Annotated in this window: 12 protein-coding genes; 5 read left to right on the top strand and 7 right to left on the bottom strand. The window is 32.6% G+C overall.

Features of this window, described 5'->3' with window-relative positions; genetic code table 11:
* Positions 1 to 86 precede the first annotated feature (86 nt).
* Positions 87 to 524, bottom strand: a complete 438-nt coding sequence (locus tag BFL01S_RS17460) for a hypothetical protein (RefSeq protein ID WP_061786478.1) — start codon at positions 522 to 524, stop codon at positions 87 to 89.
* A 281-nt stretch (positions 525 to 805) separates the two neighbouring features.
* Between BFL01S_RS17460 and BFL01S_RS17455 the strand changes: the two genes are divergently transcribed.
* Positions 806 to 1363 (top strand): recombinase family protein, encoded by a 558-nt coding sequence (locus BFL01S_RS17455; protein WP_061786477.1) that lies wholly within the window; start codon positions 806 to 808, stop codon positions 1361 to 1363.
* 128 nt (positions 1364 to 1491) lie between these two features.
* Here the strand turns inward: BFL01S_RS17455 and BFL01S_RS20830 are convergent, their stop codons facing one another.
* The gene (locus BFL01S_RS20830) at positions 1492 to 1704 is read right to left on the bottom strand and encodes a hypothetical protein (RefSeq protein ID WP_169799872.1); all 213 of its coding nucleotides are present in this window, start codon (positions 1702 to 1704) and stop codon (positions 1492 to 1494) included.
* A 515-nt stretch (positions 1705 to 2219) separates the two neighbouring features.
* Between BFL01S_RS20830 and BFL01S_RS17445 the strand changes: the two genes are divergently transcribed.
* The gene (locus BFL01S_RS17445; protein ID WP_061786475.1) at positions 2220 to 2639 is read left to right on the top strand and encodes a replication/maintenance protein RepL; all 420 of its coding nucleotides are present in this window, start codon (positions 2220 to 2222) and stop codon (positions 2637 to 2639) included.
* A 130-nt stretch (positions 2640 to 2769) separates the two neighbouring features.
* Here the strand turns inward: BFL01S_RS17445 and BFL01S_RS17440 are convergent, their stop codons facing one another.
* Positions 2770 to 3546, bottom strand: a complete 777-nt coding sequence (locus BFL01S_RS17440; protein ID WP_061786474.1) for an SDR family NAD(P)-dependent oxidoreductase — start codon at positions 3544 to 3546, stop codon at positions 2770 to 2772.
* A gap of 227 nt (positions 3547 to 3773) precedes the next feature.
* Here BFL01S_RS17440 and fosB point away from each other — a divergent pair, with 227 nt between their 5' ends.
* The gene (gene fosB, locus BFL01S_RS17435; protein WP_061786473.1) at positions 3774 to 4190 is read left to right on the top strand and encodes a FosB/FosD family fosfomycin resistance bacillithiol transferase; all 417 of its coding nucleotides are present in this window, start codon (positions 3774 to 3776) and stop codon (positions 4188 to 4190) included.
* A gap of 491 nt (positions 4191 to 4681) precedes the next feature.
* On the opposite strand, the gene BFL01S_RS17430 is transcribed toward fosB, so the two are convergent.
* Together BFL01S_RS17430 and BFL01S_RS17425 are read right to left on the bottom strand one after the other, a co-directional pair.
* Positions 4682 to 5149, bottom strand: a complete 468-nt coding sequence (locus BFL01S_RS17430) for a GNAT family N-acetyltransferase (protein WP_061786472.1) — start codon at positions 5147 to 5149, stop codon at positions 4682 to 4684.
* 109 nt (positions 5150 to 5258) lie between these two features.
* Positions 5259 to 5825 carry a GNAT family N-acetyltransferase gene (locus BFL01S_RS17425; protein ID WP_061786471.1) on the bottom strand — a complete coding sequence of 189 codons (567 nt, stop codon included), beginning with the start codon at positions 5823 to 5825 and terminating at the stop codon, positions 5259 to 5261.
* A 152-nt stretch (positions 5826 to 5977) separates the two neighbouring features.
* Between BFL01S_RS17425 and BFL01S_RS17420 the strand changes: the two genes are divergently transcribed.
* The gene (locus BFL01S_RS17420) at positions 5978 to 6403 is read left to right on the top strand and encodes an HIT family protein (RefSeq protein ID WP_061786470.1); all 426 of its coding nucleotides are present in this window, start codon (positions 5978 to 5980) and stop codon (positions 6401 to 6403) included.
* Between the two features lie 79 nt (positions 6404 to 6482).
* Here BFL01S_RS17420 and BFL01S_RS17415 read toward each other — a convergent pair whose 3' ends face one another.
* Positions 6483 to 7454 (bottom strand): HD domain-containing protein, encoded by a 972-nt coding sequence (locus BFL01S_RS17415; protein WP_025911953.1) that lies wholly within the window; start codon positions 7452 to 7454, stop codon positions 6483 to 6485.
* 39 nt (positions 7455 to 7493) lie between these two features.
* Positions 7494 to 7814 (bottom strand): MazG nucleotide pyrophosphohydrolase domain-containing protein, encoded by a 321-nt coding sequence (locus tag BFL01S_RS17410; RefSeq protein WP_025911952.1) that lies wholly within the window; start codon positions 7812 to 7814, stop codon positions 7494 to 7496.
* Between the two features lie 99 nt (positions 7815 to 7913).
* Here BFL01S_RS17410 and BFL01S_RS17405 point away from each other — a divergent pair, with 99 nt between their 5' ends.
* Positions 7914 to 8495 (top strand): LOG family protein, encoded by a 582-nt coding sequence (locus BFL01S_RS17405; protein WP_025911950.1) that lies wholly within the window; start codon positions 7914 to 7916, stop codon positions 8493 to 8495.
* The last annotated feature ends 8 nt before the right edge of the window (positions 8496 to 8503 follow it).

Raw genomic sequence — 8503 nt, 5'->3', positions numbered from 1 at the left:
ACTTAATAAATAATTAAAGCTAGACTGACTAAAATAAAAAACTTCTGATATTACTCAGAAGTCCAAAGTTAACCTATAAATAAATTTTATTTCTTCTGCTCTTTTCGAATTTTAGACCATTCTGTTATTAACTCTTTGTCTTTTACATCATTTGAAGTAATAGTTAGAATTGAGAATTCTTTTACTTCCTTAATAAATTTCAAACCTGTCTCCCATAACCAGTTGGAAACATTCATACCTTTTAATCCACATGGCTTATTCATTATAGCAGTACCAGATAATCTTAGTTCAAGAATACTATCATTATCTTTATAAAAGCTTATTGCTTCGTAGTCCCCATTTTTAGGTAACTTATAAGCTACTACATCTTTTGAATTAGAGATAAAATCTGGTTTAGGTATGATTGTTTTTTCTTTCTCTCTTTTCTTCCTTTCTTCCTCTCTTCTTCTATCTTCCTCATCTCTCGCTCTAACAATAGCTTGCTGCTGAGCACTCTTACCACTCATATCATATCTATAGGACATTTCATTTCCCCCTTTCTCCAGTTCTTTCTACAAACAAGAGGAAATACCCTCCTTTTTGACGAATACTGTAAAATCTAAAGAGTTGATATAAATGATCAGCATACTATATGTAACAAAAATGATCATTTTTGTTACACCAAGACTCAAAGAGAAATACTCATTAAAAACATTGATATTTATGTAACAAAAATATGTAACAAAAATATGTAACAAAAATAATTGTAACAATACTTCTTTCTTAGTGTTTTTGTTACAATGTTTTATAAAGGGAGGGATATATATTGAATTTTGGTTATATGCGTGTTTCAACGTTTGATCAAAACTTAGATCGCCAGAAACAACAATTACAAGAATATGGATGTGACCGTATCTTTTTTGAAAAATTAACAGGTACTAAACGAGATCGACCTGAACTAAATAAATTATTAGAGTACCTCCGTCCAGAAGACACTGTTGTTGTAACGGATTTAACTCGCCTCTCTCGATCCACAAAAGATCTTATTGAAATTACAGACCTCATTTCTCAAAAAGGAGCACATTTAAAAAGTTTAAAAGAAGCCTGGCTAGATACAACAACAGCACACGGAAAAATGCTTTTTACTATTTTTGCTGGAATTGCTCAGTTTGAAAGGGATTTAACGTCTGAGCGAACGAAGGAAGGTATTTTGGCTGCAAGAAAGCGCGGAAAGCATCCAGGAAGACCTAAAACTGACGATGAAAAAATTAAGTATGCCTTGTACCTTATTGATCAAGGAATGAGCCGAACTGATGCTGCGGATAAGGCTGGTATTTCTCGAATGACTCTATATCGGAAAACAAAGAGTGAAATGGTGCATTAAAAAATAATTAGGCATTACTTAAAGTATTTACATTATACTTAGTAATTTACAAAAACAAAACTATCCTAATAGACTATAAGCTATTGGGATAGTTATTTTAGAACTAAAGGCTACTACTCAACAAATTTCTATGGAATGATTAGCTTCTTAATTCTTTCTATTATTGTTGATTCTAATTCATCTATAAATTTCATTAAATTTTCAAATTCATTTTTTGCTTCCCGATAGCTAGGCATCGACGTTAACTCTTTTATCATTTCTTTTTCAAACCTTTCAAATTCTAAAAAGAAAGTTTCTTCAGGGTTTTGTAAATCTACTTCTAGATTAAAATGTTGTTCCAAGAAATTAGACATTTTATATAAATGCTCTGGCTGTAGAGTTTCATATTCGTACCCTTCAGGAGCTGTAACTGTATAATTCCGTCCTGTTTCACACCAGATAAAAGTATTGTCAGTTGCTATACTATAGGAGGGGTCCTACCAACGAAAAGCGCAAAACATACGCTAAGAAATTTCAACAAAATAAAACCCAATGATTCCTACGCTAAGTAATCATCGGCTTTTATTTTACAAAAGTCCTTTAAACGTTATGGGGGAATCCTATTTATATTCTCAGATACATTGATTTAAGTTGATTACCAAGATGAATGAATTACAAGTGGAAACTTGATAATAAGGGAAGCATCAGGAAAACTGCAGTTTTCTGATGCTTCCCTTATTATCTTTCAATTTAATGGGATATGTTCTGTACTCAAGTTCATCATTTGGGACTAGGAATATGTATAAATCTAAAACAATTAAACAAAAATTTACTATATTTACAATGTCGTTATGCTAAAATTGTAAAAAAGAGCCATATGAACGGAGAAATAACGGAAGAAACGACAAGTGTTTCTTTTAACTACGGAAAAGAACCAGACTACATAAAAGTATATCTCGACAATATTGTTGTGTTAGCAGAAATACAAGGATGGATAAGCAAAGTATTATACGAGCTTATAAAGGGCGTAACTTATGCAAATAAAGGCCAATTTATCATTATTAACTCAGGATATAAACGAATTGTAGCTGAGAATTTAGGGATTAAACAACAATCAGTAACTAATGCAGTTAATCAGTTAACCAAAAAGAATATTCTAATAAAAAAAGAAACAGGCGTTTTCTTATTAAATCCTCAATTCTTTGGAAGAGGTGAATGGAAAGATATATCTAAAATTAGATACGAAGTAGAACTAAGTGCAGACGGAAAAGTTATGAGATTAAAAGACACAAATTGAAAAAATCATTAAAACATCGTGTTCATTCTTTTGAACACGATGTTTTCTACAACTGCACATATATGTTCACTTTGAGTTAACATAAAGCAAATTATAGGTAGTGATAAAATCAATTGATAACTCTACAAAGTTATTCAATTTTAAACCCAATTCCACCATCTACAATAATGTTTTGACCCGTAACAAAAGATGCATCGTCAGAAAGAAGCCATTTTACTGCTTTTGCTGCTTCAAATGGATCACCAATTCTACCTAATGCATTTAACTTCTGGTAGGATTCATTTAGCTTTACTTTTTCCTCTGGAGATAGAGTAGAGAATTTTTCTTCTAGCATAGATGTACGAAATGCACCAGGACAAAGGGAGTTAATTCTTATATTTTGATGACCATATTCTTGAGCAACTGATTTCGTCAAAGCTATAACCCCACTTTTTCCTGCAGCATACACACCAGTTCCTGCAGAACATAAGAGTGCATCCATAGAAGATGTATTAACAATGACGCCACTATTTTGTTTTGTCATTACTTGTAACTGATATTTCATACAAAGCCATACACTTTTTAACGTAACATTAATTAAATGGTCAAAATCTTCTTCCCTGAACTGATGTGTAGCATTAGAAGAAGCCTCTGTGTTGGCCGCATTATTAAAAGCAATATCTATGCTCCCAAATGTGGAATATGTTTGGCTAACAAGCTGTTTGACATCCTGACTATTGGTTACATCCGTTTTAATAAAGATCGATTTGGGAGACCACTTTTTTAACCTGGAAAGGGCCTCTTCTCCTTTTTCAATACTTCTAGAGGCAATAACAACATACATACCCTCTTTTGCCAATAATTCTGCTGTAGCTAAACCAATCCCCAATGTCCCACCTGTAATGATACCTACCTTTTCTTCAAACATATATTTCTCCCCTTTTAAGTTCAATGAAATCTGAATAGATTAATTCTATCAAATTTTGGAATGTTTTTTAGAGAAATACTTTTTATATATCTGTATACGATATACATATCTAGTTAACATAATGTGCCTTATCAGTATCACCAAACTGATTTATCTATATTTTCTCTTATAAATAGCTTATATTATAAATTGTATAATATATCCAAAATTCGAGGAGGAAATAAGCATTGTTAAGTATCAACCACATTTGTTTTTCAGTTTCAAATCTAGATAAATCAATAGATTTTTATCAAAATGTCCTTCAAGCAAAGCTACTTGTTAAAGGGAGAAAGTTAGCCTATTTTGATTTAAATGGCTTATGGATTGCTTTGAACACAGAAGAGGATATTCCAAGAAATGAAATTCAACATTCATATACTCATATTGCATTTACTGTAACAGATGAGGAGTTCCTAAATCTAAAAAGTGACTTAATAAAAAATAAGGTTAATATTTTACCTGGACGTGAAAGAGACCAAAGAGATAAAATGTCAATCTATTTCACAGATCCAGATGGACATAAATTCGAGTTTCATACTGGAAGCCTGCAAGATCGTTTAGAATATTATAAAGAGGATAAAACACATATGGAATTTTATATCTAAAGTTAAATAAAAGATTCCTTTATAAAACAGACAACGCTAAATTTATGTATAACATATGCAAATATAGTTTACATAATACCTCTTAAAGGAACCAAGCAAGCAAAAGAACCCTTGCGGCAGTAGGGTTCAGCTAAGGATTCTTTTGCTTGAGTATGCAGCTTTTTATACACCGTTGATATGACGATGATCTTCAGGTGTGTGGTTGAAGAAAGAATGTATAAAAAGCGCTCCTTTTATACATATGCAAAAACAAGAAAAATATATATTTATTGGTAAAATATGATATAATTTAGTCGTTGTAGCATTCATTCTTCAACGAGCATAAAAAGCAACCTCGCTTGCCAATTGTCGAGGTTGCTTTTTATTTTGCTTACCTTTTGACCAGACCCATTATAACCTAATACTATATTTTAAATATGTACATGTATATATTTTACTTTTATCAACTATTAAAAGCAGCTATGATCAACCGCACATGTAAGAAAAAGACCTTAAAGTTTAAGGTCTTTTCCATTTTTAATAATTCGTTTACCTAATGGCTTTGAAAAGCCTGTACTTTTGTCTTTATAGCCCATATTAAGGTAGAACTTATGGGCTATCTTTCTCTCTTCTCTATTTCCACTATTCAACATAATATAAGTTGCTTCTTGTCCTATCGCCCATTTTTCTGCCTCGTTCATTAATTTCTGGCCAATTCCTTTACGTCTATGGTCAGCGTCTACAATAAAAGCGACAATTCTTACATAGGAGCTATCATACTCATAAAACAAGTTATGACATAGTCCCACCATTCCAACTACCTTGTTATTCAGTTCAGCTACTAATGTATAATAATTAGGTTGAGACTGGATTTTACTAAATCTACCCTCTAGCTTTTCTAAAGAAGTCGGATAGCCAAGCTGATCCATTAAATGCACCAATTGAGGTATGTCTCCTGTCTGAAACTCCCTTACTCTCATTATTTTCTCCTTTAACCTTTTAGTCTTTGTCCGTAGTAAATTCTATAATCTTAATTAGAATCCTCTGGGACTGATAGAATATACAAGGTTAGTTACTATAAGTCATGTTCTAGGAATAAAAATCTTCTTTTAAAATCGCAAAAATTTTTGTATCACGAAATTTACCTTTAATAAATTCATTTTTTCTTAAAATGCCTTCAAATTTCATTCCTACCTTCAACATAACATTTTCTGAACCAATATTGTCAATATCACATCCACCTTCAATTCTGTTCAGACTAATGCATTCAAAGCCAAATTTAATTAATTCGCTAAGAGCTTCAGTTGCAAATCCATATCCCCAGTAATTCTTGTTTAAGACATAACCAACTTCTGCCTTACTATGTTGATTAGACCAATCTACAAAAGCACATGTGCCAATAACCTTGTTACTTCCTTTATGGACAATTGCCCAATCTGCAGATTGTCCCCTCTTATATCCCTCAATAACTACATTTACAAAGTTATTCAACGTTTCTTCTTTGTTTCTATTAGCTTCCCAAGTCATATGATGAGCTACTTCTATATCGGAAGAGAATTCAAATATATCGTCAACATCATCTAATGTTATCTTTCTTAATAAAAGACTTTGGGTTTCTAGTAATGGAATTTCACTCAAAAACTTTTCTATAACCATAATTAATCCCCTTTATCAATCAAAATCTCTTATCAACTATTTCTTTTTTCCTTCTAGATTTCCCTGTTTGTTCTACGTTTTATAAAGGATTTCATAGTTAAAAAAAGAACTGTAAAGAGGATCTTAATTTTTACATATAGGGAGATAAGCAAATGACGAAAAAGAATGAATGCTTAGGCTGTAAGATTGCTAAAGGATTGGTCCCTCCTGGACATATTATTTATGAGAACGAACATATTTGTTGTACGTTAGATATCGCTCCTTTTAATGAAGGGCATTTATTAATATTACCAAAGCAACACTTTCACGATATTGATGAGATAGATATAGATACACAAATAGAGATAAATAAAGCTACAGTAAATATGATAAAGCTAATTAAAAAAGTGTTTAAGCCACACGGCGTTACTACCTGTGCAAATGGTGGAAGGTTTAATGAATTGGGCCATTACCACCTTCATATCATTCCTAGATACAAAGGCGACGGTTTTACTTGGAGTGAACCAATTGATAATAAAAGTGCTGAAAACTACCTAGAAAAGACTAAGGATTTGCTAATTAATAATCTTTCAAACTAGTCATCCCTAGTTACCACAATTACAATTATCGGCATTTAAAAAGAACCTTATTTGACTAAATAAGGTTCTTTTCTTTTTACTAAGTATTAAGAACTCTAAGGAATGTTCCTTTTAAGGACTTTTCTAGAGCATACTGATTTAATTCTCTTACTTTGGTGGAGAGCTCTGTTGCTTTCTTCATTCGGGCGTTCCCTACCAGCACAAAGGGATCGATAATCCGAACCTTTTTCTTTTGGTGTATGTCGTAATTTCTCTCATCATTTATTACCTTTTTACTTATATCTTTCATTTTTTTTAGCACTTCAGGGTCTTTACTGTCAATTAACTTCTTCCAAACTGTTTCATCATCTGATAATAAGTCATCAAAATGAATAATCTGCTTGGCTATTGCGATCTTTAATATATCCGTTAGTATGGCATATCCATATACATTTAATGGGTGAAGAAAGAAGTCAACTACCTCAGTATAGTAAGCTTTAACAAACCATTCTGCTGCCTCAATTGTTTTTAAACAAATTTTACCGTCAACCACTCTTAATTCATCTACAAATTTACAAGCATCGTCTAAAGAAATCATATTATAGGTAGATAAATCACGAAGCGTGTAATCGATGCGATCTGCACACAGCGAAGGAAGAGGTTGTTCTAATAAGGACCATTTCTCAATAGGCAATATAGATAAGATATTAAATCCATGCTTTTGTAAAACAGAAGGTATTTCTGACGATTGAATTACTTTTTCAAATATTTGGTCGTGAAAGTCCTGTTCTGGATTATCTAAAACGAAATCTATAACATGAGAAAAAGCTGTATGGGAAATATCATGCAGCAAGCCAGCTATTTGTTCTTCTATAGAACCACCTAATTTTTTAATCAATAGCATGACACCTACAGAATGTTCAAATCGTGTTACATTCCACTTTGGATTTACTAAATAACTTGCGCCGCCTTGGTGAATCTTTTTCAGCCTCTGAAGGGGCTGAGTATGTATTAATTCTGCTAGGACTGGTTCTAAGTGAAAAGATCCATAAATGAAATCATGAATTTTCATAAAACGACTTCACTTTCCCTTCTTTTATCATATCTATATTTATCTAGTAGAATAACGTTCTGCAAGCTTCTCTTTATGTGATCTGAATATTTCTTCTAATGAAATATCATATTTGTTAGCAATAACAATCAAGTTACCTAACACGTCTCCTAGTTCTTCCGTTAATTCTTTCTTATTTTCTTCTAAAGTTCCAACTACTTCGTCTGGTCGATCTCTTCCAATTTCTAAAGCCCTAATAGCTCGTGCTACTTCACCTGTTTCTTCAGCCAGAAAACCAATTCGAATAAAGATATCTAAATCTGACCAACCTCTCATTTTGTAGTAGTCCTTTACCCACTGTTGAAATTCTGTTACGTTCATTGAATGGTTCCACCTTCCTTTTTTAACTTCAACTAAGTTTACCAAATCATCCATTATTATGTATAATCAATAACGGTGACTACATAGGAGGGGATCTTTATGAAAAGAATAGCTGTATTTTGTGGATCAAGTAATGGAGCATCTGACCTTTATATTCAAGGTGCAAGGGATCTAGGAAAAGAACTTGCTAAACGTAATATTTCGCTTGTATATGGTGGAGCAAGTGTTGGAGTAATGGGTGCTGTGGCTGATGCTGTGTTAGAAGCTGGCGGACATGTCATTGGTGTCATGCCTACTTTCCTTGAAGAAAGAGAAATTTCTCATAAAAACCTGTCAGAGCTTATCGTTGTTGAATCTATGCACGACAGAAAAGCCAAGATGGCCGAACTTGTAGATGGATTCATTACATTACCAGGTGGTCCAGGTACATTAGAAGAATTCTTTGAGATTTTCACATGGGCTCAGTTAGGGCTACATCAGAAGCCTTGCGGATTGTTGAATATTAATGATTATTACACACCACTTATTTCTTTATTTAATCACATGACAGAAGAGCAATTTCTACAGGAAAAATATCGTTCTATGGCTCTTGTAGATACAAAACCACAAGGTTTATTAGATCAATTCAATACATATCAACCTCCTTCAGTGAAAACATATATCACAAAAGCTCAAAGCTAATAAAAGAA

Source organism: Priestia flexa NBRC 15715, assembly GCF_001591565.1.
Taxonomy (GTDB): Bacteria; Bacillota; Bacilli; order Bacillales; family Bacillaceae_H; genus Priestia; species Priestia flexa.
This window is presented reverse-complemented; position numbering and strand designations above follow the sequence as displayed.